24 protein-coding genes are annotated in these 24,061 nt (G+C 68.3%); 6 read left to right on the top strand and 18 right to left on the bottom strand.

Going from position 1 to position 24,061, the window contains the following annotated elements:
• Positions 1 to 299: 299 nt before the first annotated feature.
• Complete coding sequence (locus ACLFA2_RS10610; RefSeq protein WP_021201711.1) at positions 300 to 1,934, bottom strand: hypothetical protein; 1,635 nt, start codon at positions 1,932 to 1,934, stop codon at positions 300 to 302.
• Positions 1,931 to 3,466 carry an FGGY-family carbohydrate kinase gene (locus ACLFA2_RS10605; RefSeq protein ID WP_426621265.1) on the bottom strand — a complete coding sequence of 512 codons (1,536 nt, stop codon included), beginning with the start codon at positions 3,464 to 3,466 and terminating at the stop codon, positions 1,931 to 1,933. Before ACLFA2_RS10605 ends, ACLFA2_RS10610 begins: the two co-directional genes overlap by 4 nt.
• Positions 3,467 to 3,660: 194 nt before the next feature.
• Here ACLFA2_RS10605 and ACLFA2_RS10600 point away from each other — a divergent pair, with 194 nt between their 5' ends.
• Positions 3,661 to 3,951: a hypothetical protein gene (locus ACLFA2_RS10600; RefSeq protein ID WP_021201709.1), complete on the top strand. Its 291-nt coding sequence runs from the start codon at positions 3,661 to 3,663 to the stop codon at positions 3,949 to 3,951.
• A gap of 17 nt (positions 3,952 to 3,968) precedes the next feature.
• Here the strand turns inward: ACLFA2_RS10600 and ACLFA2_RS10595 are convergent, their stop codons facing one another.
• A complete protein-coding gene (locus ACLFA2_RS10595) occupies positions 3,969 to 4,955 on the bottom strand; it encodes a LacI family DNA-binding transcriptional regulator (protein ID WP_021201708.1) in 987 nt (328 codons plus the stop codon).
• A gap of 157 nt (positions 4,956 to 5,112) precedes the next feature.
• Here ACLFA2_RS10595 and ACLFA2_RS10590 point away from each other — a divergent pair, with 157 nt between their 5' ends.
• On the top strand, positions 5,113 to 5,910 hold the full coding sequence (locus ACLFA2_RS10590; protein ID WP_029264769.1) for a DeoR/GlpR family DNA-binding transcription regulator: 798 nt from the start codon (positions 5,113 to 5,115) through the stop codon (positions 5,908 to 5,910).
• A 45-nt stretch (positions 5,911 to 5,955) separates the two neighbouring features.
• On the opposite strand, the gene ACLFA2_RS10585 is transcribed toward ACLFA2_RS10590, so the two are convergent.
• From ACLFA2_RS10585 to ACLFA2_RS10535, 11 genes are all read right to left on the bottom strand, one after another.
• Positions 5,956 to 6,915, bottom strand: coding sequence for a ketose-bisphosphate aldolase (locus ACLFA2_RS10585; protein WP_167255268.1), 960 nt, complete (start codon positions 6,913 to 6,915; stop codon positions 5,956 to 5,958).
• A 9-nt stretch (positions 6,916 to 6,924) separates the two neighbouring features.
• Positions 6,925 to 7,581: a class II aldolase/adducin family protein gene (locus ACLFA2_RS10580; RefSeq protein WP_021201705.1), complete on the bottom strand. Its 657-nt coding sequence runs from the start codon at positions 7,579 to 7,581 to the stop codon at positions 6,925 to 6,927.
• Positions 7,578 to 9,089 carry an FGGY-family carbohydrate kinase gene (locus ACLFA2_RS10575; protein ID WP_426621264.1) on the bottom strand — a complete coding sequence of 504 codons (1,512 nt, stop codon included), beginning with the start codon at positions 9,087 to 9,089 and terminating at the stop codon, positions 7,578 to 7,580. The genes ACLFA2_RS10580 and ACLFA2_RS10575 overlap by 4 nt, the downstream gene beginning before the upstream one ends.
• Positions 9,086 to 9,973, bottom strand: coding sequence for a carbohydrate ABC transporter permease (locus tag ACLFA2_RS10570; protein ID WP_021201703.1), 888 nt, complete (start codon positions 9,971 to 9,973; stop codon positions 9,086 to 9,088). Before ACLFA2_RS10570 ends, ACLFA2_RS10575 begins: the two co-directional genes overlap by 4 nt.
• Positions 9,970 to 10,860, bottom strand: coding sequence for a carbohydrate ABC transporter permease (locus tag ACLFA2_RS10565; RefSeq protein ID WP_021201702.1), 891 nt, complete (start codon positions 10,858 to 10,860; stop codon positions 9,970 to 9,972). Before ACLFA2_RS10565 ends, ACLFA2_RS10570 begins: the two co-directional genes overlap by 4 nt.
• 79 nt (positions 10,861 to 10,939) lie before the next feature.
• Positions 10,940 to 12,256 carry an ABC transporter substrate-binding protein gene (locus ACLFA2_RS10560; RefSeq protein ID WP_021201701.1) on the bottom strand — a complete coding sequence of 439 codons (1,317 nt, stop codon included), beginning with the start codon at positions 12,254 to 12,256 and terminating at the stop codon, positions 10,940 to 10,942.
• A 280-nt stretch (positions 12,257 to 12,536) separates the two neighbouring features.
• Positions 12,537 to 12,977: a DoxX family protein gene (locus ACLFA2_RS10555; protein ID WP_021201700.1), complete on the bottom strand. Its 441-nt coding sequence runs from the start codon at positions 12,975 to 12,977 to the stop codon at positions 12,537 to 12,539.
• A gap of 119 nt (positions 12,978 to 13,096) precedes the next feature.
• Entirely contained in the window at positions 13,097 to 13,966 is an 870-nt protein-coding gene (locus ACLFA2_RS10550; protein WP_029264774.1) for a dihydrodipicolinate synthase family protein, read from the bottom strand.
• Positions 13,963 to 15,618, bottom strand: coding sequence for a tripartite tricarboxylate transporter permease (locus ACLFA2_RS10545; protein ID WP_167255260.1), 1,656 nt, complete (start codon positions 15,616 to 15,618; stop codon positions 13,963 to 13,965). The genes ACLFA2_RS10550 and ACLFA2_RS10545 overlap by 4 nt, the downstream gene beginning before the upstream one ends.
• Positions 15,615 to 16,172, bottom strand: coding sequence for a tripartite tricarboxylate transporter TctB family protein (locus ACLFA2_RS10540; RefSeq protein ID WP_243844837.1), 558 nt, complete (start codon positions 16,170 to 16,172; stop codon positions 15,615 to 15,617). The genes ACLFA2_RS10545 and ACLFA2_RS10540 overlap by 4 nt, the downstream gene beginning before the upstream one ends.
• A 90-nt stretch (positions 16,173 to 16,262) precedes the next feature.
• Positions 16,263 to 17,231 carry a tripartite tricarboxylate transporter substrate binding protein gene (locus tag ACLFA2_RS10535; protein ID WP_426621263.1) on the bottom strand — a complete coding sequence of 323 codons (969 nt, stop codon included), beginning with the start codon at positions 17,229 to 17,231 and terminating at the stop codon, positions 16,263 to 16,265.
• Between the two features lie 156 nt (positions 17,232 to 17,387).
• Between ACLFA2_RS10535 and ACLFA2_RS10530 the strand changes: the two genes are divergently transcribed.
• The 4 genes from ACLFA2_RS10530 to ACLFA2_RS10515 are packed head-to-tail and all read left to right on the top strand — an operon-like array spanning position 17,388 to position 21,243.
• Positions 17,388 to 18,542, top strand: coding sequence for a PP2C family protein-serine/threonine phosphatase (locus tag ACLFA2_RS10530; RefSeq protein ID WP_426621262.1), 1,155 nt, complete (start codon positions 17,388 to 17,390; stop codon positions 18,540 to 18,542).
• A complete protein-coding gene (locus tag ACLFA2_RS10525; protein WP_426621261.1) occupies positions 18,539 to 20,503 on the top strand; it encodes a glycosyltransferase family 2 protein in 1,965 nt (654 codons plus the stop codon). The genes ACLFA2_RS10530 and ACLFA2_RS10525 overlap by 4 nt, the downstream gene beginning before the upstream one ends.
• The gene (locus ACLFA2_RS10520) at positions 20,487 to 20,819 is read left to right on the top strand and encodes an STAS domain-containing protein (protein WP_021201693.1); all 333 of its coding nucleotides are present in this window, start codon (positions 20,487 to 20,489) and stop codon (positions 20,817 to 20,819) included. Before ACLFA2_RS10525 ends, ACLFA2_RS10520 begins: the two co-directional genes overlap by 17 nt.
• Positions 20,809 to 21,243, top strand: a complete 435-nt coding sequence (locus tag ACLFA2_RS10515) for an ATP-binding protein (RefSeq protein ID WP_426621260.1) — start codon at positions 20,809 to 20,811, stop codon at positions 21,241 to 21,243. The genes ACLFA2_RS10520 and ACLFA2_RS10515 overlap by 11 nt, the downstream gene beginning before the upstream one ends.
• A gap of 3 nt (positions 21,244 to 21,246) precedes the next feature.
• Here the strand turns inward: ACLFA2_RS10515 and ACLFA2_RS10510 are convergent, their stop codons facing one another.
• From ACLFA2_RS10510 to ACLFA2_RS10495, 4 genes are read right to left on the bottom strand one after another with little or no spacing between them, the layout of a single operon-like run.
• On the bottom strand, positions 21,247 to 21,906 hold the full coding sequence (locus ACLFA2_RS10510) for a GntR family transcriptional regulator (protein WP_021201691.1): 660 nt from the start codon (positions 21,904 to 21,906) through the stop codon (positions 21,247 to 21,249).
• A gap of 52 nt (positions 21,907 to 21,958) precedes the next feature.
• Complete coding sequence (locus ACLFA2_RS10505; RefSeq protein ID WP_167256169.1) at positions 21,959 to 22,372, bottom strand: heat shock protein transcriptional repressor HspR; 414 nt, start codon at positions 22,370 to 22,372, stop codon at positions 21,959 to 21,961.
• A gap of 40 nt (positions 22,373 to 22,412) precedes the next feature.
• Complete coding sequence (locus ACLFA2_RS10500; protein ID WP_021201689.1) at positions 22,413 to 23,396, bottom strand: DnaJ C-terminal domain-containing protein; 984 nt, start codon at positions 23,394 to 23,396, stop codon at positions 22,413 to 22,415.
• Between the two features lie 7 nt (positions 23,397 to 23,403).
• A complete protein-coding gene (locus tag ACLFA2_RS10495) occupies positions 23,404 to 24,060 on the bottom strand; it encodes a nucleotide exchange factor GrpE (RefSeq protein ID WP_021201688.1) in 657 nt (218 codons plus the stop codon).
• Position 24,061: the final 1 nt, after the last annotated feature.

Genomic DNA, 24,061 nt, shown 5'->3' with positions numbered 1-24,061 from the left:
CTTCATCGATATCGAGATCCGGCCGCATCGGTGCGACCTGCGGCCGACTATATCGCTTAAGTGGACGGAGGTGAAGAAGTCGATCGGCAGGTGGTTCCTCTCCTCCTGCACCGGGACGGCAGACTGGGTACGTCACCCACGGACACCGGAATACCGCGACAACCTGGCCGCTCCTCTCGGCGCGCATCGACGGCGTCGACGGTCGGCTCAGCCGCATCGAATCGAAGGTCGACGGCCTCGACACGGAGCTGACGAATCTCGCGACGCGTTTCTGGCGATCGCAGTAGCTCCCGAGCCGATCAGACCGCCACGTCTCCCACCAGGTTGACCTTGATGCCCATACCGGCGAACATCGCGGCCTTCGCGATCAAGGCCTTGTCGGCCGTCTCGGCATCCGGGGCGTAGACCAGCTGGGCATGGTTGGCCTTGTGGCGGGCCATGAACTGGTCACGCGAGATGCCGTGCAGCACCACGTGCGCGATCGGCCATTCCGGGTTGGTGGCGTCCTTGCGCCGCTGCGTCTCCTCGGCAGGAAGCTCGACGACCGAGGCGCGGAAGATGTCGGCCTGCAGGATCCCCTCGGCGATGAACACCCGCGACAGCACGATCTCACCCGGCTTCGAGACGCCGTTGATGGTCGCACCGCCGGCCGGGAAGAACACGTGGCCCTGGCGCCAGCCCTCGGCGTTCTGCCACCCGCCCAGGTGCGAGGCGGGCACCGAGCCGGAGATCTCGTAGACCCAGACGAACTGCCCGTCGTAGTCCTCACCCCAGCGCACGTCGTGCAGGGTGTTGTCGGGCACGAGACCCATCGCGCGCCACACCCGGTCGGTCACGAGCGCGTCGACCGCGACCCCCTCGTCGGCTTCGTTGAAGTGCGGGAACGCGCGCCCCTCGTGCAGCACGCGTGAGCCGTCGCGCGAGGTGACGGGCGGCCGCTCGGTCGAGTTCAGGATGCCCTCGGCCAGGTCCGACGCCGGCACCAGGTCCTTCAGCCCCTGCTGGTACTGGATGCCGACCGCATCGAGTCCGAAGTCGTCGGCGATGCGGAGCGCGGCGATGTACATCTTCAGCTGCCACTGCACCTGTTCGCGCGTGAGCTCGGTGACGGCGTCGTCGCCGTAGCGGAACGTCATGCCCGCATCGATCAGCCAGTCGTAGGCGGCATCCGCCTCGTCCTCGGTGACGTTCAGCATCTCGGCGTACAGCGCCGACTGCGACAGCCGCTCCTTGTAGATGCCGGTCCCGTTGAGCAGCTCGTCGTCGAAGATCGCGTTGTACATGCCCATGCATCCTTCGTCGAAGACGCCGATGATCGCCTTCTCTGCGCGCAGCTCGGCCGCGAGCGCCTCACCCAGCTGCTTCTCGGGGCTCTCCGGCAGTGCGGGCAGTGCGCGCACGTGCGAGGCGTCGTGGGCGATGGCACCGGTCTCGGTCCATTCCCTGATGCCGTCGGTGAACCACTGATCGGTGAAGTCGACCGACCACGTCGTCGCATAGGGCTTGTCCATCTTGGTCAGACCCGCGTTCAGCCCGAGCAGCCCGACGAGTCCTGGCCAGTCCCCCGCGAAGTTCGCGACGGTGAGGATCGGCCCCTCATGCGACCGCAGACCGGCGAGCACGTGGTGGGAGTACTGCCAGTTGGCGATGGCGACGACGAGGGGAGCATCGACGGGAATGCTCTTGAACACCTCGAGTCCCATCCGCTGGCTCGAGATGAAGCCATGGCCGGTCTCGGGGTCGACGCCGAACGGGCGGATGACTTCCCAGCCGAGCGCGTTCAGCACACCGGTCACGCCGCTCTCCAGCTCGACCTGCGTCGGCCAGCCGGCGACGTTCGCCGACTCGCGCAGGTCTCCGGACGTGATGATGTATGCCGTCTTCGGCGCGGTGGCCGGACGGGTCGCCGGCGTCGGCAGGGTGTAGGTGGTCATGATGCCTCCGGGGCGGTGGGGGTCGGGTTGTCGATGGTCGCGGGCGTGCCGCGCTGGGCAGCGGCGAGTTCGTGGACGACGGGCTTCGACCCCTCGTACAGCCGCACGTAGCGGTCGAAGAGGGCGTCGTAGAGCGGGCGCACCGCCTCGTCGGGGTGGATGCGCTCGGAGATCGGGTTCCAGTCGGCGATGACCGGAGTCCCGTCTGGTGCGGCCGTCGCGGTCGCGGCGAGGAATGCCGCCCCGTAGCTCGCCCCGATCGTGGTCGCGGGCACCTCCTGCACGAGTCCGGTGACATCGGACACGATCTGCAACCACAAGCGCCCCTGGGTGCCGCCGCCGACCGCGACGATGCGGAGGATGTCCGCACCCGCCGCGCGCATGGTCTCGACGTTGTGGCGCACCCCGAGAGCCGTGGCCTCGAGCGCGGCCCGGTAGAGGTCACCGCGGGTGTGGTCGAGCGTGAGTCCCGCGATCACCCCCCGGGCGTCCGGGTCCTGGATCGGCGTGCGTTCGCCCGCGAAGTAGGGCAGGACGAGGAGGCCCCGCGCTCCGGCCCCCGAGGTCTCGGCTTCGGCGAGCAGCTCGGGATAGTCGGCGCCGGTCAGCCCCGCGAGCCAGGCCGTCAGCGCGCCCGAGGTCGAGAGGCCGCCGGCGAGGTTGCGGGTGCCGGCGAAAGCACCGGCCGTGGTCCACATCGATGGCGTCCGCAGCGTCTCGGCACCGTTCGTGAAGACCATGAACATCGTGGTGCCGTACATCAGCATCAGGTCGCCGACCTCGTGCGCGCCGACGCTGACGGCCTCGGTCCAGGCGTCGATCGTGCCCGTGATCACGGGAGTGCCTGCGGGGATTCCGGTGAGCGCCGATGCCTCGGCCGTGACTTCGCCGGCGACATCTCCCGCCCACTGCAGAGTCGGCTGCTCGACATGCGCCGCGTATCGGTCCCACCAGGGGCCGTGCCAGCATTCGCCTTCGATGTCATAGAGGGGGGACACCTGACTGGCGGACTGGTGATCGAGCACGTAGGCGGCGGTGAGCTTGCGCACGAGCCACGTCGCGGGCATGTACAGCCGCCGCGCCCGTTCCCACGCCGCGGGCTCCTCGTCGGCGACCCAGGCGATCTTCGGTCCGCCCGCCTGCGAGGTCAGCGTCGACCCGCCGATGCGGGTGATGTCGTCGACGCCCAGCTCCCGGGTGAGGCGCTCGATCTGCACGGTCGAACGGGTGTCGACGCCGTACAGGATCGCCGGGCGCACCGGGACGTCATGCTCGTCGGCGAGGAGGATGCAGGGGCCCATTCCGCTGACGCCCACACCGACGATCTCGGCGTCCGGGACTGCGGCGAGCAACTCCCCCGAGATCGCGACGAACTCGTCCCACCAGATCGCGGCGTCCATCTCGACCCAGCCCGTGCGCGGACGATCGACATCGTGCGCCCTGGTCGCCGATGCCAGGATTCCACCGCCGGCATCCACCAGCACGCCCTTGCTGCTGGACGTGCCGATGTCCACCCCGAGGGTGCAGCGCATGGAGTCCTCCTCGTGCCCGGACGACGGAGTCCGGGCTTAATCGCCACTGTACGCGAAATCGATTTCATGACGCAAGGCGCGAGTCGTCCTGCACCACTCACGCCGAAGGGTGGTGCGCCCACCGACCGCAGCTTTCTGGCTGACCAGCACCGGAATACCGTGACATTCTGGGCACCCCGAATCAGACTGGAGGCATGCGCTTGGACGACCCGCAGGTATGGACGCTGATCGGCGTGTTCACGACCATGATGCTCGGCGGCATGACCCTCATGACGATGCAGTTCAGCCGGGTGATCCGCGCCGAGGTCGGTGGCCTGCGCGGCGAGCTGCGGGGCGAGATCGGTGGCCTGCGCGGCGATCTGAGCGGGCGGCTGGAGAGTCTCGAGGGCCGGCTCACCGGCCGCATCGACGCCCTGGAGCACAAGGTCGACAGCCTCGACAAAGAGGTGGCGAACCTCGCGACGCGGTTCTGGCGCTCGCAGTAGCCGGCCCGACCGCCCGCTCAGCTCCGCACGGCGCTCGCGGGCTGAAGCTCGTTGCGCAGCACGACCGTGCGCGCCGGCTGGGTGTCACCCTTGATCCGTTCGAGCAGCATCCGCGCCGCGGTCACACCCATGTGCCGCGCCGGAAGGCGCACCACGGTCACGACACTCGGCGAGAGCGTCGTGAACGGCAGCGAGCCGATCACGGCGACACCCACGTCCGGCGGGGTGAGTCCGTGCTCCGTGAGCACCTGGATCGCTCCGACACCGATCAGATTGTTGCCGGCCACCACCGCATCCGGAGGTTCCGGGAGGGCGAGCAGTTCCTCCATCGCGGCACGCCCGCCGTCGACGCGGAACGTCGCGAAGCGCTCGAGGCCGTCGAGGGCGAGATCGGGATATGCCGCGGCGAGCGCGGAACGCCATCCCGCAGCGCGCTCGGCGGCGGTGTCGATGTGCGCGGGCCCTCCGATATAGGCGATGCGACGGTGCCCGGCATCGATCAGACTCCGCGTCGCCGATGTGCCTGCCGCCCGATTGGCCATCACCACGCCGTCGATGTCGTAGGTCGTGCTGCGGTCGACGGCCACGACCGGCCGGCCGGTGGCGAGGAGGCTGTCGAGGTCGGAGTGCTCATCAGCGGTCGCGATGATCACGCCGGACATGTTCTCGGCGATCGCGATGCGGAGGTACGTGGCCTCCTTCTCCACCTGCGCATCGGAATTGCAGAGCACGACGGAGTACCCGGCCTCCGAGGCGACATCCTCGACCCCTCTCGCCATCTCGGTGAAGTACGGGTTCTCGATGTCGGGGATCACGAGGGCGATGACCTCGGAACTCTGTCGACGCAGCGAGCGGGCGGCCCGATTGGGCGTGAAGTCGAGCGTCGCGGCGGCCGCACGGACGGCGGCGACCTTCTCGTCCGACACGCTCGTGCCGTTGAAGACGCGCGAGACCGTCGCGGGCGAGACGCCGGCGAGCGCGGCGACGTCGTAGATCGTTGCCATGCGCTCCTCTGCTTCCCGCCGACTGCTGCTGCCCCGGCTCGCCCGCCGACAACGCCCGGATGATGCGGCAGCCGGGTGGTGCAACAGGTGCAACAGTATCGCGCGGCGCCGGCGGCGCACCCGTCGGCTGCTCCGCCGTCCCGAGTACGCTGAGGGGATGCCAGAGTGGTCGCAGACGGTCCCCGCAACGGTGCGGCGCGAGCAGATCGTGTCGATCATCGAGCGTCAGGGCTTCGCCCGCGTGCAGGAGCTGAGCCGCACCCTCAGCGTGTCCGAGGTCACGGTGCGCAGCGACCTCGACCTCCTCGCCGAGGAGAACGTCATCCAGCGCGTTCACGGCGGAGCGATCTCGGGCATCAAGTCCACCGCCCACTCCCCGGACTACGAGCGGGCCCTCACGCGCGCCGTCACCGAGAAGCGACGCATCGGCAATGCTGCGGCCGCGCTGGTCGAGAGCGAGATGGCGATCCTGCTCGATGCCGGGACGACGACGCTCGCGATCGCCCGCGCCCTGCGAGCCCGGGAGGATCTGCGCGGCGTCGTGGTGTTCACCAACTCCCTCACGATCGCGCTCGAGCTCGGCGTCGCGGAGCCGCACCAGATCACTGTCGTCGTCACCGGCGGCACCGTGAACTACAAGCAGCGCTCGCTCATCGACCCGATGGGCGACATGTTCATCGGGTCCGTGCACAGCGACATCTGCTTCATCGGCTGCAACGGGGTGTCGGAGCGGGGGTTCACGAACTCCAGCCTCCCCGAGGTGACCATGAAGAGGCGCTACCTCGACTCGGCGGCGCGGGCCATCGTGGTCGCCGACAGCTCGAAGATCGGCAAGAGTCAGGTGATCCAGGTGGCTCCGATCGCGCGCGTCGACGTGCTGATCACCGGCGTCGAAGCGCCTCCGGCCGAGCTGGAGACGCTTCGAGAGGCCGGACTCGCGATCGAGCTCGCCTGACCTGCGAGATCGAGCTCGTCACGCCTCACCTGCGGGGCCGGCGCCTCAGGCGCGACCCGAGGAGCCGAACTCACGCATGCGCTGCGTGACCATCGCCCGGAATGCGCCCATCGCGGGGCGCAGCTGCTCGCTGGGCTCGACCACCGCGGGGTTCTCCTGCAGGAATGTGCGCAGCGCGGCACTCCAGGCCAGGTGGGAGTCGGTACCCTGATTGATCTTGCGGATGCCTGCGGCGATCCCCTCCGCCTTCTGCTCAGGAGAGATCCCGTACGAGGGCCGCACGTCACCGCCGTGTGCGTTGATCCTGGCGACCGCCTCGGCGGGCACCGACGAGGAACCGTGCAGCACCAGGAAGGTGTCCGGCAGACGTCCTCTGATCTCCGAGATGAGGCCGAGCCGCAGCCGTTGGCCTCCGGCCTCGTCGGTGAACTTGACCGAGCCGTGACTCGTGCCCACTGCCACCGCGAGCGCGTCCACCCCGGTCTGTTCCACGAACTCGACGGCCTGATCGGGGTCGGCGAACACGATCTCCTCGAGCACCCCGGTGACACCCGCCTCCGCCCCGCCGATCGTGCCGAGCTCGCCCTCGACGCTCACACCGAAGGGCACGGCCGCCTCGACCACCCGGCGCGTGAGCGCCACGTTGTCGGCGAAGGAGGCGGGTTCATCGGTGCCGCTCGCTCTGCTGGCGTCGATCATCACGCTGGTGAAGCCGTGGTCCATGGCCCGCGCGCAGTCGTCATGGGTGCGCCCGTGATCGAGATGCAGCACTGCGGGGACATGCTCGTATTCGGCGACCAGACCCCTCAGGCGGTGCCACCAGCGCGATTCGTCGTCGTAGGCGGACATCCCCGCGATCGCCTGAACGATCACGGGCGAACGCTCCGTCTCGGCGGCATCGAGCACCGCGATCGCCTGATCGATGCTCGACACGTTGAAGGCGCCGACGGCGTAGCCGCCCGCGTCGGCGTCGGCGAGCACGGTACGCAGAGTCTGCAGTGCCATCCGCGATCCTCAGAGCGACTCGGTGATGCCGAGCGTGTCGTAGTCGAGCACGATCGGGGTGTCGGTGAGCGCGCGGGCGTAAGCCTGCACCTTGGCCGCCGACTCCACCGCGACACTGGTCTTGAACGCGTCACGCAGGTTCGGCCCGACCGTGAGCAGGCCGTGGTTCGCCCACACCACCGCGTTGAGGTCGCCCATCGCGTCGCACATGTGCTCGCCGAATTCGGTGTTGTTGCTGAGCTCGAACGGCATGATCGGCACGTCGCCCTTGGTGTAGATCACCATGTTCACCAGCGTCCCGAGGATCGGCGACCCCACGACGCCCCAGACGTTGGAGAACACCGGCTCGGAGTGCACGATCGCGTTCACGTCGGGTCGACGCCGGTAGACGGCCATGTGCACGGTGACCTCGCTCGACGGCCCGAGCCGTCCGTCGATCACCTCGCTGTCGCCGTTCACGAGCACGATGTCATCGGCGCTCATCTTGTCGTACTCGAGGTCGGTCGGCGTGATCAGGAACCGGTCCTCGACGCCGGGAACGCGGATGCTGATGTTGCCCTGCGTGTTGAAGTTGAGTCCGTACTCCATCGAACGCAGGCAGTAGTCGAGGATCTCCTCGCGCGCGGCGTCGATGTCGAAATCGAGCTGGAGCGTCGTCTCGGTCATTTCGTGTTCTCCTTCTGGTGGGGCGGGTTCTGGGTCGGCCACGATGGCCGGGCCAGGTGCGGCGCGATGCCGCGGGTCACGTCGTAGAGGGCGGCGTAGGCGGCTCGCTGCGCGGCGTACCACTCGCCCGATGCGGGGTCGGGCTCGGCCGCAGCCGCGGGGTCGGGGGCGACGAGGAGATCCGAGGAATCGGCGCCGAGACCGCGGAGTGCGAGCATCGCCGCCCCACGGGCGGATGCGTCACGGGCGACTGGCGTGAGTCGCGTCCCGGCCGCGGCGGCACGGGCGGAGAGCGCCTCGGCGTTCTCCGAACCTGCGCCGGTGACCTGGAGGTCATCGACGCGGACCCCGTGGCGGTCCAGGGCCGCGATGATCTTGTGGAACTCGAAGCCTGCGGCCTCCACGACGGCTCGCGCCAGTTGCGGCACGGTCGTGTCGAGCGTGAGGCCGTGGATCGTTCCGCGCGCGGAGGGGTCGTTGTCGAGGGTGCCGGAGCCGGCGAGGTACGGCAGCACGAGGAGAGAGGGCGGATCCTCGGCGAGCGCGCCGAACACATCGCCGACGTCACGGCCCAGGAGGGTCGCCAGCCATTCCAGCGCCCATCCGCCTGCGGCGGTTCCGGCGAGGGTGATCCATGTCTCGTCATCGAGTCGGTAGCTGGCGAAGCCGGTCGACTCGAGTCCACGCGGGCGTTCGCGGGTGGCGACGGAGAGGCAGTCGCTCGACCCGAGCGCGATCACGGACCGCACTCCCGCCTCTCCGCCGGCGCCGAGGAAGGCAGCCGCCTGGTCGTGCGTGCCGGCAACCAGGCGCGTGCCGGGTGCGACGCCGAGCACGGCAGCCGCCTGGTCGTGGACGCCGGCGATCACGGTTCCCGATGCCACGGGGACCGGGAGCCGGTCTTCCCGCACCCACGGGGCGGAGGCGGCCACGGCTTCGAGGATCTCGCTGCTCCATTCGCCTCGATCGACGTCGAGGATGCCGGTACGCGCGGCCTGACCGAGGTCGATGGCAGCGACACCGCTCCACCGCTCGGCGACCAGATCCCCGATGCAGCGGTAACCCGCGGCCGCAGACCAGGCATCATCGCCGGCCATGATCTTGAAGACCGAGAACATCCCGTGCAACGGCTGTCCGGTGATCGCGGTGAAGCGGCCGTCTCCGAGCCGCCCACCCAGCACGGCGGCGTGTTCGATGCCGCGCGTGTCCATGCTCACCGCCACCGGAGCGAGCGGTACGCCGGCCCCGTCGACAGGCACGACGGCCTCGCCGAGCACGCTGAAGCCGATCGCCTGCACCGCGTCGCCGAGTTGCTCTGCCTCCGCCGCCGCTGCGCGCACCACGCTCTCGGCGGCGACGATGATCTCCTCGGCATCGAGCTCGACGCGCCCGCGACCGTCGCGCCGCAGCATCAGCGGTGCCGACGCCCCACCGAGCGTCCGTCCGTCTGCGGCGAAGGCGACGGCCCGCACGCCACTGGTTCCGAGATCGAGGCCGATGACGCTCATTTGATCGCTCCCGACAGGCCGTTCACCAGGTACTTCTGGATGAAGACGAACAGCAGCACGACCGGGATGGAGATCAGCACCAGGATCGCGAACAGTGCCCCCGGCTGTGACAGGTACATGCCGCGGTAGGCGAGCGGCACGAGGGTGAGCGGCTTGAGCTCGTTGTCGCCGAGCGTGACGAGCGGCAGCAGGAAGTCGTTCCAGCTCATCATCGTCTGCCACACCGCGACCACGGCGAGGGCGGGCTTGCCGAGCGGCAGGTAGATGCGCCAGAAGATCTGCCAGCTGTTCGCCCCGTCGAGTCGTGCGGCCTCGTAGGTCTCGAGCGGGATCGCGAGGTAGGAGGTGCGGATGATGATGACCGCGAACGGCAGGCCGAGTGCGCTGTACACCAGGACGAGCCCGAGGAGGTTGTTGTACAGCTGCATCGACTGCAGGATGCGGAACGTCGCGACCACGATGCTCGACATCGGGAGGATCAGCGCGAGGATCAGCACCCCGAAGATCAGGGCCTTCAGCGGAACCCGCAGTCGGGCCAGGGCGAACGCGGTCATCGATCCGAGCAGACAGACCAGCAGCACCGAAGGCACCGTGATGAGGAGGCTGTTGAGCAGGTGCAACAGGATCGGGTTCTGGTCCCAGATCGTGAGGTAGTTCTTGACGCTGAATTCCGCGGGGAACAGCCCGAAGAACTGCGTGCCGGGGTTGTTCGGCGGCATCATCGAGAGCCCGACGACCATGATGATCGGTACGAGCCAGAGCACGGCGAGCGGCACGAGCACGAAGTGCAGCCAGCCGACGCGGCGTCCGGGAGCACCGTGGCGGTGACGGCCGACGGTGTCCTTCGGGACGATCAGGGTGCGGGTCTCGCTCGTCGCGGTCATTTCTCGTCTCCTGTGATGAATCCGGCGCCGAACACCCGCACCATCGAGAGCGAGCTCACGACGGCGACGACGAGCAGCACGACGCTGATGGCCGAGGCGTACCCGACGTTCTGCAGCTGGAACGCCTCCAGGAACGCGAAGGTGGGCAGCATCTCCGACGCGTGGTTGGGTCCGCCCTGCGTGAGCACGTAGACGAGCTCGAAGGTCTTGAGCGAACCGATGATCCCGAGGAGCACGAGCGACAGTGTGGTGGTCTTCAGCAGGGGGAACGTGATCCGCACCATGGTCTGGAAACCGTTGGCGCCGTCGATGCGCGCCGCCTCCACGAGGCTGGGATCGATCAGCTGCAGCCCCGCGAGGTAGAACAGCATCGAGAACCCGGTCCACATCCAGACGTTCACGAAGATCACCGCGAAGATCGCCGTCTGCGGATCGGCCAGGTAGTTGCCGCCGAGGAAGGTGAGCCCTGTGGCCTTGCCGATGGCGGTGAGCACGCCGTTGAAAGGGTCGAGGATGCGCTGCCACACGATCCCGACCACGACCGGCGAGAGGATCGCGGGGATGAAGAAGATCGCCCGGTAGATCGTGCTGCCGCGGAGCCCCTGGTTGAGGGCGACGGCGAGGAGGAAGCCGATCACGCCCTGGGGGACGATCGTCAGCACGATCCAGAACGCCGAGTTGCGCAGCGTGATGAGGAACGTCGGATCCTGGAACAGCTCCAGGTAGTTGCCGATGCCGACTGCCGTGCCGACGTTGACACCGTCCCAGTCGAGCGTGCTCGCCTGCACGTTGTACACGATCGGGTACACGACGAATACGGCGAACAGGATGAGGGTCGGTGCCAGGAAGGCCAGGCCGACCAGCCGCTCTCTCGTCAGGATCTTCATGCGCGCTCCTCTCGGCGCAGGGTCCGGGGAAGAGGTCCCGGACCCTGCACGAACTCCACTGCTGCCACAGGTTCCTGAGCTACAGGGTGTCCTGGACGGCCTGGACGGATTCCGCTGCCTCCTGCGGAGTGGCGTCACCGGTCGCGATGGCGGCGAGCGCATCGGCCACGGCCTGGTCGAGCTTGGGCGACTCGAAGTAGCGCGAGTACTTCACCTGCGGGAGCCACTCGTCGACGAACAGGTTCCAGATCTGCTCCTGCTTCTCGCTCGTGAACTTCTCCGGAGCGAGACCGGTGACGGCGGGGACATCGTTCATGGTGTTGACGAGCTTCTGCGCGGCGGAGCCGGCGATGAAGTCGGTGAGCACCTTGCAGGCGAGGTCGGGGTTGGCCGTGTTCTTCGAGATGCCCAGGCTCACGTCGATGCCGCCGACGAACTGCGGCTCGGCGGCACCGCCGGGGATGGTCGGGAACAGGAACGGCTCGTACCCGGACATGCCCTCCGACAGCGGCGGGATGTCGGACTTGGTCGGGTCGGACTGCTGGATCCACCAGGCACCGAGGGGGATCATGGCGGCGTTGCCCGCCTCGAACTGGTTCACCGCCGACGGGTAGGCGTCGAGGCCGATCGCACCGTCCTGGGCGATGCCGTCGGAGAACAGCTTGCCCCAGTACTCGAACGCCTTCACGATGGCCGGGTCTGTCCATTGCACGGAACCGGCCTCTGCCTCATAGACGGTTCCGGGCGAGACGTTGTTGGCGATCTGCAGGAAGACGACGTTGCGCAGCCAGGAGTCCTTCGCGGGCAGGAGGAACGGGGCGGCGTCGCCACCGCTCAGGTCCTTCGTGGTCTGCACGAGCTCGTCCCAGGTCTTCGGCACACTCAGACCGGCGTCGTCGAAGATCTCGGAGTTGGCCCAGAGGTTGACCGTCTGGGTGAGGATGGGGAGCGAGTAGAAGTTGTCGTCGCCCTCGGGGTTGCCCATTCGGGCCTGTTCGATGCCGATCGGGTAGAACTTGCTCTGCCAGTCGTCACCCCAGGTCTCGGCGGCGCAGTCCTGCAGAGGCATCAGGTTCTCGCGGTACTGCTGGGTGAGCGCTCCGGGCTGCAGGCCGAGCACGTCGGGCATCGTGTTCGAGCTGGCACGGCTCTGCAGGTCGACGAGGTACTCCGGGTAGTTGAAGATCGTCGCGTCGATCTTCGATCCGTCGTTCTCCGCTTGGAAGGCCTCGATCATCTGACGGGTCGTCTGCTCGATCGGGCTCCACGAGCGGAACGTGATGGTGTCGCTGGAGGCGTTTCCCGACGCGTCCGGCGCTGCGCCGCCGGCGCAGGCGGTGACTCCGAGGGCGGTGATGACCGTGGCCACTCCCGCCAGGCTCCTCTTGAGCTTCATCTGCAATCCCCTTACTTCGCTGTAAAAGTCCTCGGCGAGATGCCGAATGCGCTCAGTTTAGGTTTATTTGCGTATTTGACGCCAGGAATACGGGGAACCTCAGTGAAAGTCTTTTCTTTTTTGTGTTTTCGCATACCTTTGTCGTCGAAAACGAAAGCGGAGGTGCGCGTGGAGGCCGCAACGACGCGGAATGCGGGTTTCCCTTCCGCAACACACCCCGCACAGACGACGGATGCCGCGACCCCTCGGGCCGCGGCATCCGTCGTGATGCGGAGGTTCTTCAGCTCAGCCAGGCCGGTGCGCGTCCCCGCAGGAACGCACCGTCCAGGGAGAAACGCCCGGCGCCTGTGAGCGCGAGGGCGAGAGCTGCCGCACCGAGGACGGCGACGAACTCGTAGCCGCCCTCGCCGACCCAGAGGCCCGCGGGAAGGTGCACGGCGATGAGCGCGACGATCATGTCGATGGCCAGCAGGATACCGACAGGACGGGTGAAGAGGCCGAGGATCAACAGGATGCCGCCGATGAGCTCGACGAAGGCGACGACAGGGCCGGCGATCTCCGGGAGCGGAATCCCCATGCCTGCGAAGCTGCCGATCGTTCCGGGGAGCGTGAACTCGAAGATCTTCTGCGCGCCGTGTGCGGCGAAGATCGCGCCGACGACCACGCGGAGGACCAGGAGTCCCAGCGAGGGTGCGGCGGAGGGGGCTGTGGTGTTCGTCATGAGGAGTTCTTCCTTCGTGGCAGGACACCCGCGCGCCAGGCGCGGAGCAGGGTCGTTCCCTGGTTCCACGCTAGGAAGACGACATTTCCATCTCCTGTGACCGTGTCACCTGTGACGTGTCACCGGTGCGCGGCCACCACCTCGGCGACGGCGGTGCGCTCGGCGGCACTCGGCTCGGCGATCGCCATGCGGCAGTGCGTGTCGACCACGTCGAGCACGCGGTACGCCTCCTTCATGCGGGCCATGTCGCCACCGATGAGCGCGACCACATCGTCGACCGCGGCCTGCGCAGCGACGATGGCCGCCGCGTCCCCGGACCGCGCGGCGTCCGCGAGGGCGCGGAACGGCTTCGGCGTGACGGACGACACCCCGGACACGACGCCCTGCGCCCCCACCTCGACGGCCGCGATCAGGTCGCGGTCGGCGCCGGTGTAGAGGTCGAAGTCGGCGGGCACGACGGCACGGTAGGCGGCGATGTCGTCGAGGGAGAGTTCGCTGATCTTGGCGCCCACGACGTTGGGCAGTCGTGCGAGACGCGCGAGGAGCTCCGGCGACACCGGGTTGCCGCTGCGGGCCGGGTAGATGTACACGTACAGCCGCCCGTCCCCGACGGCCTCCGACACCGCGCGGTAGTACTCGAAGATCGCGTCGTCCGTGGCCTGCAGGTAGTACGGCGTCAGCGCGGCGAACTCGGTCGCGCCCAGTCGGCGGGCGATACGGGTCAGCCGCACGGCCTCGAAGGTGCTGGGGCGACCGACGTGCACGACCACGCGCATGCGCTCTTGCAGCTCGGCCAACGCCGCTTCCACGATGGCCGCGAACTCGTCGGCGTCCACGGCGGGGAACTCGCCCGTCGTGCCGAGCACGAACGCTCCCTCGTTCCCCGAATCGGCGACGAACCGGAAGATCGCACGCGAGCCCTCGATGTCGAGGGTGCCGTCGCGGTGGAACGCGGTGGGCACGGCGGTCAGGATGTCATAGCGGGTCACTTCTCGGTCTCCTCGGAGTTCTTGCGGGTCTTGCGGGCACGACGCCCTGAGGTGTCGACGTTGCGGACGGTGGAGGTGAGCAGATCGGGCTGGGCGGCGAGCTCGTCGTGTGCCTTCTCGATCTGCTGGATGCTGTCGTCGTGCAGGATCGAGTCCGCGAGCGAGGCGCGCTCGGCACGGGGCCTCCGGGCGGCGCGGATGGCCGGCATCACGATCGAGAGCACGGCCAGGGCGAGCAGCACGAGCGCGATGGGGCTGACCACCTCGAAGAACGGACGCGTGGGGAGGATCGCCAGCGTGCGGGCGAGGTTCTCCTCGGCGAGCGGTCCGAGCAGGAGGCCGAGCACGACCGGACCGGCCGGCACCTGCATGCGCTTGAGCAGCACTCCGATCACACCGAAGACGAGCATCGTCACGACCGTCGAGAGGCTGTTCGAGGTGGCGTAGGTGCCGATGATGCAGAAGATCAGGATGCCGCTCCACAGATACGGCTGCGGCACGTCGAGCAGCTTCACCATGCCCTTCATGCGCACCAGGCTGAGCGCGAGGGAGAGGATCGTCGCGATCAGCATGATGCCCACGATCGAGACGACCAGGTCGGGGCGGTTGGTGAAGAGTGTGGGACCGGGGGTGATGCCCCAGATGATCATCGAGCCGATCATCACGGCCATCACCGAGTCACCGGGGATGCCGAGGGCCATGGTCGTCGTGAGGGAGCCGCCGAGGGTGGCGCTGGAGGCGGTGTCGGAGGCGGCGACACCCTCGATCGATCCCTTGCCGAACATCTCGGGGTGCTTCGACGCCTTGCGTGCCCGCTCCCACCCGATGAGTCCGGCGATGTCCCCACCGGCCGCGGGGATGAGCCCGACACCGAGTCCGACGGCGCCGCCGACCGCGGTCGCGCGCCCGCTCTGCTTCAGTTCGGCGCGGTTCGGCCACCAGCGGCCGAGACTCGAGATCGGGCGCACGGCCGACTTCCGATGCGTGAGCAGCTGGTCGAACAGCTCGGCGATGCCGAAGAGTCCGATGATCACGGCGATGAAGTTGACGCCCTCGACGAGTTCGAGCACCCCGAAGGTGAAGCGCTGGTCGGCGGTGGCCGCGTACGTGCCGACGCTGCCGAGCATGAGGCCGAAGAGTCCGGCGAGAATGCCCTTGAGCATCGACTTCGACGAGATGCCGATCATGATCGCGATGCCGAAGACCACGAGCGCGAACAGCTCGGGCGACTTGAAGTAGTCGCGGGCGAAGCTGGCGATCGGCACGGCGGCGACCGCGAAGAGCACGAGTGAGGCGAGGATGCCGACCGCCGAGACGATCGCCGAGACGGTGAGCGCGAGCCCCGCCCTTCCCTGCTTCGCCATCGGATACCCGTCGAGGGTGGTGGCGATGGACGCGGGCGTGCCCGGGGTGTTGATCAGGATGGACGGCACCCGGTCGCCGAAGTTCGCCGCGACGTAGATCGTCAGCAGCACGGCGAGACCCTGCACGGGCTCGAGGGTCATCGTGAAGCCGGCGGCGAGGGCGACGGCCATGGTCGCGGTGATGCCGGGGAACGCTCCGACCATGAACCCGAGCACGAGGCCGACGAGCATGTAGAGCAGGATCGAGATGTCGAGGAGCGAGTTCAGCCCCTCCATGAGCGCGTTCACAGGGGGATCCTCAGGAGCATCCCGAACACGACGTAGACGAACGCCGTGACGGAGGCGGAGTAGATGACGAGGCTCAGCCAGCGGCGGTGGCCGTAGAGGAGCATGAGGGCGGCCATCAGCAGAGCGGCGGCGATCGGGAAGACCTCGATGCGGTAGCCGAACAGGATGACCGAACCCAGCGACCACAGCGCGATGAAGGTGCCGGTGATCGCGAGGGTGGCGATCACGCGCAGGTAGCCTCCTGGCTGGATGCGCTCGAGGTCTTCACGGGTGGGGGCCGGACGGGTGATCGCGACCGCGAGCAGCGCGATGGCGATGACGACGCCGGTGACCCCGATGACGAGGGGCCAGAAGCGGGCGTCGATCTGCCCGGGGGCGGCCTCGCGGCGCAGCGGGATCTGCGTCGCGAGGAAGAGGTAGCCGGCGGTGAACCCGAGGGCGACGACCGCGAACACGATCTCGAGGGGACGCGAGGCGGAGGCGCCCTGGTACCCGTCGTCCGTGGCGGCGACGGAGGCGTGCGTTGCAGACCCGTCCGATGCGGAGGTCGACATGGTGCTCCTTTTCCTGATCCGAGAAGTGAGGGTGGGTGCTGCGGGGGCCGGTGATGAGCCCGGCCCCGCAGCATCGGCGACCCGGTCTTCTCAGCCCAGGAGGTCCTTGAAGAGGTCGAACTGCTCGTCGACGAAGGTGGTCCACTCAGCGGAGTCGCGGTACACGACCAGGTTTCCGGCGTCGGCCTGGAACTTCTGGTAGCTGTCGGACTCGACGGCTTCCTTCACGGCGGCTTCGAGCGTGGTCTTGACGTCGTCAGGGAGACCCTTGGGTGCATAGATGCCGCCCCAGCCGCCGAAGATCACGTCTTCACCGATGGCCTCTTCGACCGTCTCGACGTCTTCCGCGTCGGGGTGGCGCACGTCGTTCATGACAGCCAGGATGCGCACGGCCTCACCCTGCGCCAGGGCTTCGCCGAGGCCGGAGACGGCGGCGACGGTCTCACCCGATGCCGCTGCTGCGACGGCTGTCGCTCCTCCGTCGTACGGCACCGGGTTGAAGTCGGCGTCCGTCGCGTCGCCGAGCCCGATGGTCGCCGCCTCCCAGATGGAGCCGGCGCCGGAGTTGGCGACCGTCACGGCACCCGCCTTCGCCTGGGAGACCAGGTCTTCCAGCGTCTCGATACCGCTGTTCGCGCCGACCGTGACCACGCCGGGGGCGAGCATGATCTGGCCGAGCAGGTCGAAGTCGTCCGGCAGCACGTTCGCACTCTGCGTGGTGTTGAGCATCGCGATCTCGACCGGCGCGAATCCGATGACATACCCGTCGGGATCCTGCGCGCCCACGTACTCCATGGCCAGCGCTCCGGCGGCACCGGGCATGTTCTCCGGGATGACGCTGACGCCGAGGATCTTCTCGAGCTCCGTGGCGAGCGCGCGCGACGAGAGGTCGGACCCTCCGCCGGGGTTGGCCTGGATGATGAGGCGGATGTCGCTCTCGGGGAACGTCGATCCGGCCTCCTCGCCCTCCTCGACCTTGGTGCAGGCCGAGACGATGAGAGCGGTGGCTGCGAGGGCGGCGATCGCGGCGGCCGCCCGGGTGATGCGCTTGCGGGGCATCTTTGCTCCTCTACGTGGGTCGACCCTGTTGTCGACTCCCCGACCGTAGCAGTGTTGACTGTTAACAGTCAACACTGGCGGGTGCGCGAGTGGCGTCCCATCGGCCATGCGTTCCTTCTAGGATGGCCGAAGGCGACCGTAGGAGGGGCGGAGCACATGTTCGACGAGCGACGGCGACAGGCAGCGCTCGAGGAACTGGGGATCCTTGACACACCACCGGACGAGCGCGTGGACCGGGTGGCACGGCTGGCGAAGGAGATGTTCGGCGTGCCGATGGTCAGCGTCTCGCTGATCGACCGTGATCGGCAATGGCGCAAGGCGCAGATCGGGCTGGGCGGGAACGAAGCCCCCCGGCAGGACTCCTTCTGCGACTACACGGTCTCGCAGGACGCGACTGTGGTGGTCGAAGATGCCCTCATCACCGATGTCTTCGCCGACAACCCGTTCGTCACAGGGGACCCGCACCTGCGTTTCTATGCCGGCCACCCGCTGCACGCGCCCGGCGGCGAGCCCGTCGGCACCCTGTGCGTGCTCGACACCGAGCCCCACACCTTCACCGAAGCACAGCGCGACCTGCTGCGCGACCTGGCGTTCTGGGTGCAGACCGAGCTCGCCCAGGACCAGGACATCGACCACGCGGCTGTTCTCCAGCGCGCGCTGCGACCACGCTCGAACCCCGAGCTCGATGGTTACACGATCGCTGCGGGTGCCGCCCCGCGCGGCATGCTCGCGGGCGACTACTACGACTTCTCGACGCACGGAGGGGCGCTGCGCATCACAGTGGCCGACGCGATGGGCAAGGGCACCGGCCCCGCACTCGTCGCCGCGACCGTGCGAGCGTCGTTGCGGACGGCCCCCGAGCGCTCGCTCGCCGTCTCCGTGGCCGATGTCGATCGTCTGCTCGAAGAGGACCTCGCCGACACGGCGATGTTCGTCACCGCCATGGTCGCCGAGCTGCGACCCGAGAGCGGGGATCTCGACGTGATCGACGCCGGGCACAACCTCGCCTTCGTGATCCGGGCCGACGGTTCCTGGACGCACCTGCGCTCCAAGAACCTGCCGCTCGGGATGGGCATGGGCGTCGTCGATGCCCGCGTCCCGATGACCACGAGGCTCGAACCCGGCGACACGTTCATCTGCTGCAGCGACGGACTGCTGGATGTGCTCGACGCCGACGATCCCTTCGCCCATGTGCAGCGCGTGCTCCGAGCGCTCGGCCCGGAGGGTGCGGTGCGCGAGGCGCTGCGACTCGCCGCCGACGATCGTGCGACGGACGACATCACCGTCGTGGTGGCGCGGAGGGACGCATGACCGCCCGGTTCGCGGCGATCCGCATCCTCGCCCTGCTCTCCGTGCTGCTGGGTGTCAACTACGTGGCATGGCGCTGGCTCGAATCGGTCAACTGGTCGGCGTGGTGGATCGCCGTGCCCCTCGTGATCGCCGAGACCTACAGCCTGATCGACACGTTCCTGTTCTGCCTCACGATGTGGCGCGCACGCGAGCGGCCGGCCGCCGTCTCGCCGCCGCAGGGGACAGTCGACGTGTTCATCACGACGTACGACGAACCGGTGGCTCTGGTGATGACCACCGCCCGCGCGGCGAAGAACATCGCCTACCCCCACTCGACCTGGATCCTCGACGACGGCTCGCGCCCCGAGTTGGAGGCCGAAGCCCGAGCGGCGGGGGTCGGCTACCTCACGCGCTCGGAGGAGTGGACGGGAAAGCCGCGGCATGCCAAGGCCGGCAACCTGAACAGCGCACTGTTCCAGACCGACGGCGAGTTCCTCCTCATCCTCGACGCCGATCAGGTTCCCGATCCACTGATCCTCCATCGCACGCTCGGATACTTCGCGGACGACGAGGAGGTCGCCCTCGTGCAGACGCCGCAGTGGTTCGTGAACGTCGATGACGCCGATCCGCTGGGCAGCCAGGCGCCGCTGTTCTACGGTCCGATCCAGCAGGGCAAGGACGGATGGAACGCCGCCTTCTTCTGCGGCTCGAACGCCGTGCTGCGACGCGAAGCCCTGATGCGACTCGGGATCGTGGGGTATGTGCGCGACGTCACCGACTCGGCCTCCCGGGCACTCAAGGCCGCCGAGACCCTGATCGCCCGGGAGGCGCAGACCGCAGCGGATTCCGCCCTGGCGACGGAGCTGTCGGCGCTGCGCATCGCGATCAGCCGCGGACGGAAGGAACTCGCGGCCGGAGAATCGGTCGCCGATGTCGCCGCGCGGGTGCGCGAGTCGGTCGACCATGCCTCACGCATCCTCATCGCGCACGATATGGACGGCATCAGGGCTGACCTGGCGGAGATCGGCGCCCTTCCGCTGCAGCAGGACGCCGAGCTGGGCGCGGTGATCGTCGACGAGGCCGGCCTCGATACCCTCGCCGCCTCCGACCTCTCCCCGGTCACCGCCGTCGCCGCTGTGCGGGGTCTGCTGGACGCGTTGCGGTTGGACCGTGGCGACGAGGCACAGCCCATCCTCCCCCTCGCGACGATCTCGGTCACCGAGGACATGGCCACGGCCATGCAGCTGCACGCCCTCGGCTGGAAGAGCGTGTACCACCACGAGATCCTGGCGCACGGTCTCGCTCCCGAAGACCTGCGCACGATGCTGACGCAGCGACTGCGCTGGGCGCAGGGCACTCTGCAGGTGATGCTGCGGGACAACCCGCTCGTCAAACGGGGCCTCTCGGCCGGACAGCGGCTGATGTACTTCTCCACGATGTGGACGTACCTGTCGGGATTCGCCGCGATCGTCTATCTCGTGGCCCCGGTCGTCTACCTGGTGTGGGGTGTGCTTCCGGTCACCGCCTGGTCGTTGGATTTCTTCGCCCGCTTCCTGCCGTACTTCCTCGTGAATCAGGCGCTGTTCCTCGTGGTCGCGAAGGGCGTGCGCACCTGGAGGGGGCAGCAGTACTCGCTCGCACTGTTCCCGGTATGGATCCGTGCCTGCTGGACGGCATTCGCCAACGTCGCACTCGGCCGCCCGCTTTCCTTCGCCGTCACGCGGAAGGACGGCCGCGACCCCCGCGGCATCCCCTGGGGGCAGATCTGGCCCCAGCTCACCGCGATGGCGATGCTCGCGATCGCCCTCATCATCGGCATCACCCGCGTGATCATCGGAACCGCCGACGGCACCGGCACGATCGTGAACACGGCTTGGGTGCTGTACGACCTGGTCGTGCTCAGCGTCATCATCCAGGCCGCCCGCTACCGCGGACCGGCCGCCCGCGCCCTCGAGAAGGAGTCGAATGAACGTCAGCACTGAGAACAGGGACGGCTATGCCGTGATCGCGATCACGGGGCGGCTGACCGCTTCGGGCGCGCCGCTGCTGCGAAACGCGGTGAGCGACCTCGTCACCGCAGGACAGCCCCGCATCGCGATCGATCTGCGTGGCACGGAATTCGTCGATTCCTCCGGACTCGGCGCCCTCGTCGGAGGCCTCAAGAGCGCCCGGGTCGCGGGCGGAGACCTGCGGATCGCCGCCGTGCCCGACGCGGTGAAGACGGTCCTGCACCTCACCAACCTCGATCGCGTGCTTCGCGACTACCCCACGCCGGAATCGGCGTTCGATGGCAGCTGAACCGCCGGGCTTCCACATCGACGGGCGGGCAGAACTCGCCCTCGTCGACCGCGTCCTGGATGAGCTCGACCGGCTCTGGATACGCGCGCCCGGCGTCCCCGCCGAAGACCGCACCCTCTTCACGCTCGCGCTCAGCGAAGTCGCGACCAACATCGCACAGCACAGCCGGGGCATCGACGTGACGATGAGCGTGGATGTGCGCGCTTCCGACGGTGCGCTGCACGCTGAGGTCGTCGACTCGGCGGAACCGGCGACGATCGACTGGGACGGCGTCGCGATGCCCGAGCAGGCGAGCGAGAACGGACGCGGTCTTGCTCTGGCGCAGGCCGCTCTCGACGAGTTCAGCCATTCGGCGACAGCCCGCGGCAACACCTGGGGGCTGGTGCGTCGGCTGCAGGCGCATCCGAACGATCCGTCGATCTGACGGTCAGCGTCCGCCCACCTCGTGCAGCATGCGCTCGCGTGCACCGTCGAGGTGGGCGCTCAACACCTCGGCAGCAGCTTCCTGGGTACCGGTGCGCATGACCTCGAGCAGCTTCACATGATCGTCTGACGACTCATGGAGATCCTCGTCATGGTTGATCGTGACCTCGAGCAGCGCCGTGAACGTCGGCAGGTACTGGTTCCACGCCCCCTCGAGGCGCGGGTGATCGGCGAGCGCGTAGATCTGCGAGTGGAACTCGAGGTCGGCGGTGACGAACGCCGCGTGGTCTCCGGCATCGGCGGCTTCGGCCATCCGCGCGACGGCGGCGGAGATGGCCTCCCAGCGCTCGTCGTCGTCGACGCGCATCGCTCGAGAGAGGGCGAGCTGTTCGAGAGCGCCCCGCAGGCTGTACAGCTGATCGACGTCGTCGCGGGTGAGTCCGACGATGTAGACCCCACGCGGACGTTGCACCTCGACGAGCTTCTCGAAGCTCAGCTGCGTCAGGGCATCGCGCACCGGTCCCCGACTGACCGAGAACTCCTCGGCGAGCGCTTCTTCGGTGATGCGTGCGCCCGGGGCGAGTTCGCCGCGCACGATGCGCTGGCGGAGCACCCGCGCCACCTGGGCGCCGAGGGATTCTCCGCGCGTGACGGTCTGCGTCATGGTGACCTCCTGTTAACTGTTGACAGGATACACACCACCCATCGCGAGTGACCTAGGCGCTCCCGCGCGGGTCCCAGAGCACGACCTCGGTCGAGCGCCGAAGGCGGCGACCGGTCGGCATGGGCACGACGCCCGCGGACCCGGCGGCGAACACGCGCACGCCCGGACGGCTCTCGCGCTCGGTGCGCAGCGCGCTCTCGAGCACGGTGATGCGATTACGCAGCGCCCTGTTCTCGTCTTCCAGGTCGAGCAGACGAGCGATCGCGGGAAGGCTCACCCCTTCGGAGGAGAGCTGAGCGACCTCGCGCAACTGCTCGATGTTGCGTGTCGAGTAACGGCGCGAGCCCCCCGAGGTGCGCCCGGGGACGACGAGGCCGATGCGGTCGTACTGCCGCAGGGTCTGCGGATGGAGGCCGGAGAGTTCGGCGGCGGCGGCGATCGCGAACACCGGGGTGTCGGCATTCATCATGAACGCCTCCGCCCCCGGTGTCCGCTTCGACGACCGGTCATCGCCGCGCCTTCGCCATCAGCTCGGCCCGCGGGTTCTCCGTGGGCTCGAGTTCCTGGAACTTCTCCAGCGCTTCGCGTGCGGCCTCATCGAGGTGCGTGGGCACCGCGACCTGAAGCTCGGCGAGCAGGTCGCCCGTGCCCTTCGAGGTGGTGACACCGCGGCCCTTGACCCGCAGCACCCGCCCGGAGGGGGTGCCGGGTGCGACGCGGAGTTTCACCACGTCGCCGCCGAGGGTGGGCACCTCGATGGTCGCCCCGAGAGTGGCCTCGGTGAACGTCACCGGGACGACGACTCGCAGGTTGAGACCGTCGCGGGTGAAGACCGGATGCGGGCGCACCGCGATCTGCACCACGATGTCGCCGCTCTCTCCGCCATCGGGCGAGGGACGACCGCGCCCGCGCAGACGGATCTTCTGGCCGTCGGCGACACCCGCAGGGATCTTCACCTTGAACGGCTTGCCGTCTTCACCCTGCAGCGAGATGGTCTCGCCCTGCACGGCGGTGATGAAGTCGAGCGTGGTGCGGGCCGTGACGTCGGCACCGCGCTGCGGACCACCGAAGCCGCGGTAACCGCCGCTCGGCTGACCGAAGCGACCGTTGCCGAAGCTCGCGCCCTGCCCCTGGTTGAACATCGCGAAGATGTCCTCGAAGTCGGCGGTCTGCCCGCGGCCCTGCTGTCCGAAACGGCTGAACACGTCTTCGAAGCCGCCGGCTCCCTGGCCGCCCGCCGTGAAGCGGGCGCCGGAGCCCATGGCGCGGATCTCGTCGTATTCCTTGCGCTGTTCGGCGTCGGAGAGCACCGAGTAGGCCTCGCTGATCTCCTTGAACTTCGCCTCGGCCTTGGCATCACCCTGATTGGAGTCCGGGTGATACTTGCGCGCGAGCTTGCGATACGTCTTCTTCAGGTCCGCATCGCTGACGTCCTTGGAGACCCCGAGGGTCTTGTAGAAGTCCTTGTCGAACCAATCCTGGCTGGCCATCGATCACCTACCCTTCCGGGACGGCGACGACGACCTTCGCGGGGCGCAGCTCGACATCACCGAGGCGGTAGCCCACCTCGACGACCTCCAGCACGGTGGTCTTCTCGGCGCCGGGAGTCGGCTGCTGGAAGATCGCCTCGTGACGCTGGGGGTCGAATTCCTCGCCCTTCTCGCCGTACGCGACCACTCCGAGACGCTCCACGACCAGCCGCACCTTGTCGGCGATCACGGCGAAGGGAGTCCCCTCCACGAGATCGCCGTGCTGGGCGGCGCGGTCGAGGTCGTCGAGCACGGGGATGAGACCCTTGGCGGCCTCGCCCTTCGCGCGCTCGCTCTCGACCTGGCGTTGCTCCTCGGTGCGGCGACGATAGTTGGCGTACTCGGCCTGGAGGCGCTTGAGGTCGTTCAGCAGTGTGGATTCGAGGTCGGCGAGCACGGCGTCTTCCGCCGCGGCCTCGCCGGTCTGCGTGGCGCCGAGGATGTCGTCGACCGTGAGGTCGTCCGGCGCACCGTCGACGGGGGTCTCGTCCGACCCCTCGGCGGCTGCCGCTTCACGGGAGTCCTGGTGGTGCGGCGCGGGGCCGGATGCCTGAGCATCCGACCCCTCGCTGCGACCTTCGGCGGACTCAGGAAACTGGTTCTCGTCGAAGTTCTTGTCCGTCATG

Source organism: Microbacterium sp. As-52 (assembly GCF_049949185.1).
GTDB lineage: Bacteria > Actinomycetota > Actinomycetes > Actinomycetales > Microbacteriaceae > Microbacterium > Microbacterium maritypicum_A.
This window is presented reverse-complemented; position numbering and strand designations above follow the sequence as displayed.

Coding starts and splice junctions, on each gene's coding strand:
- ACLFA2_RS10610 (WP_021201711.1), bottom strand. CDS start 1,934: ATGACCACCTACACCCTGCCGACGCCGGCGACCCGTCCGGCCACCGCG.
- ACLFA2_RS10605 (WP_426621265.1), bottom strand. CDS start 3,466: ATGCGCTGCACCCTCGGGGTGGACATCGGCACGTCCAGCAGCAAGGGC.
- ACLFA2_RS10600 (WP_021201709.1), top strand. CDS start 3,661: ATGCGCTTGGACGACCCGCAGGTATGGACGCTGATCGGCGTGTTCACG.
- ACLFA2_RS10595 (WP_021201708.1), bottom strand. CDS start 4,955: ATGGCAACGATCTACGACGTCGCCGCGCTCGCCGGCGTCTCGCCCGCG.
- ACLFA2_RS10590 (WP_029264769.1), top strand. CDS start 5,113: ATGCCAGAGTGGTCGCAGACGGTCCCCGCAACGGTGCGGCGCGAGCAG.
- ACLFA2_RS10585 (WP_167255268.1), bottom strand. CDS start 6,915: ATGGCACTGCAGACTCTGCGTACCGTGCTCGCCGACGCCGACGCGGGC.
- ACLFA2_RS10580 (WP_021201705.1), bottom strand. CDS start 7,581: ATGACCGAGACGACGCTCCAGCTCGATTTCGACATCGACGCCGCGCGC.
- ACLFA2_RS10575 (WP_426621264.1), bottom strand. CDS start 9,089: ATGAGCGTCATCGGCCTCGATCTCGGAACCAGTGGCGTGCGGGCCGTC.
- ACLFA2_RS10570 (WP_021201703.1), bottom strand. CDS start 9,973: ATGACCGCGACGAGCGAGACCCGCACCCTGATCGTCCCGAAGGACACC.
- ACLFA2_RS10565 (WP_021201702.1), bottom strand. CDS start 10,860: ATGAAGATCCTGACGAGAGAGCGGCTGGTCGGCCTGGCCTTCCTGGCA.
- ACLFA2_RS10560 (WP_021201701.1), bottom strand. CDS start 12,256: ATGAAGCTCAAGAGGAGCCTGGCGGGAGTGGCCACGGTCATCACCGCC.
- ACLFA2_RS10555 (WP_021201700.1), bottom strand. CDS start 12,977: ATGACGAACACCACAGCCCCCTCCGCCGCACCCTCGCTGGGACTCCTG.
- ACLFA2_RS10540 (WP_243844837.1), bottom strand. CDS start 16,172: ATGTCGACCTCCGCATCGGACGGGTCTGCAACGCACGCCTCCGTCGCC.
- ACLFA2_RS10535 (WP_426621263.1), bottom strand. CDS start 17,231: ATGCCCCGCAAGCGCATCACCCGGGCGGCCGCCGCGATCGCCGCCCTC.
- ACLFA2_RS10530 (WP_426621262.1), top strand. CDS start 17,388: ATGTTCGACGAGCGACGGCGACAGGCAGCGCTCGAGGAACTGGGGATC.
- ACLFA2_RS10525 (WP_426621261.1), top strand. CDS start 18,539: ATGACCGCCCGGTTCGCGGCGATCCGCATCCTCGCCCTGCTCTCCGTG.
- ACLFA2_RS10520 (WP_021201693.1), top strand. CDS start 20,487: ATGAACGTCAGCACTGAGAACAGGGACGGCTATGCCGTGATCGCGATC.
- ACLFA2_RS10515 (WP_426621260.1), top strand. CDS start 20,809: ATGGCAGCTGAACCGCCGGGCTTCCACATCGACGGGCGGGCAGAACTC.
- ACLFA2_RS10510 (WP_021201691.1), bottom strand. CDS start 21,906: ATGACGCAGACCGTCACGCGCGGAGAATCCCTCGGCGCCCAGGTGGCG.
- ACLFA2_RS10505 (WP_167256169.1), bottom strand. CDS start 22,372: ATGAATGCCGACACCCCGGTGTTCGCGATCGCCGCCGCCGCCGAACTC.
- ACLFA2_RS10500 (WP_021201689.1), bottom strand. CDS start 23,396: ATGGCCAGCCAGGATTGGTTCGACAAGGACTTCTACAAGACCCTCGGG.
- ACLFA2_RS10495 (WP_021201688.1), bottom strand. CDS start 24,060: ATGACGGACAAGAACTTCGACGAGAACCAGTTTCCTGAGTCCGCCGAA.